This window comes from Pedobacter borealis DSM 19626 (assembly GCF_000708285.2).
GTDB classification, from domain to species: domain Bacteria; phylum Bacteroidota; class Bacteroidia; order Sphingobacteriales; family Sphingobacteriaceae; genus Pedobacter; species Pedobacter borealis.
This window is the reverse complement of record NZ_JAUG01000198.1, coordinates 1-724: the sequence shown is the minus strand read 5'-3', so window position 1 is coordinate 724 and position 724 is coordinate 1. Positions and strand designations below refer to the sequence as shown.

Annotated in this window: 1 protein-coding gene; it reads right to left on the bottom strand. The window is 33.3% G+C overall.

Annotated features, from left to right (window positions below; all coding sequences use genetic code 11):
* A partial coding sequence (locus tag AW17_RS23400; RefSeq protein WP_209444344.1) for a restriction endonuclease subunit S occupies positions 1–724 on the bottom strand: 724 nt, incomplete at both ends.

The following is a 724-nucleotide window of genomic DNA, read 5'->3' as shown; positions in this document are numbered from 1 at the left end:
GTCAAAGGTGTTCCTCCAGAAAAAAAAGCTCCAAGTTGTCTTAGCTTTTTAGTTTCCCAGTTTGGATAACTGTTGCCATTATTGTCTTTAAAACATAAATCTTGACTAAGCAACTTTTTTCTAAGGATTTGAATTAAGGTTTTTAGCTTATCAATTATTTTGCTTTGGGTGTGGATACGAGTATCTATCTTAGATAAGAATGAAGTAATTTTGTCTTGTTCTGGTTTTAGTGGAATATTAAAAGCAAATGAAGAATATTCTTGAGAATTAATCCCAGGTTGTCCCGAACGCATAGACATTAGTTTTACCCATTTATTATAACCTTCTGTTTGCGTTTGAGCAAATATAAAACCTACATTGTAACAAGATTTAACTCTCGCTCTTATCAGAAAACCTGCAAAATATAGTTTGCCATCAGTGCGGTCATATAAGTATGTTTTTCCAGTGCTTGCCCCAGTTCTAGCAAAGAGAATATCATTTTTTTTTACTAAATATTTATCTGAGACTAATCCTTCTGGTGAAACAGGGAAGTCTGATTTATATCTTGAAGAACTTTCATCAATATCTGTTATACGAATATATTTATTCTTTCCATCGAATTTAATTGAGGCAGAATTCATTCCATACTCTAAGGATGTACAACATTCACCGAGTGTCGTCACCTTCCACTCTTCTTCTAACTCTGGAAACCTAAGTTTTGGCACCAATACTTTATTTGGAACCT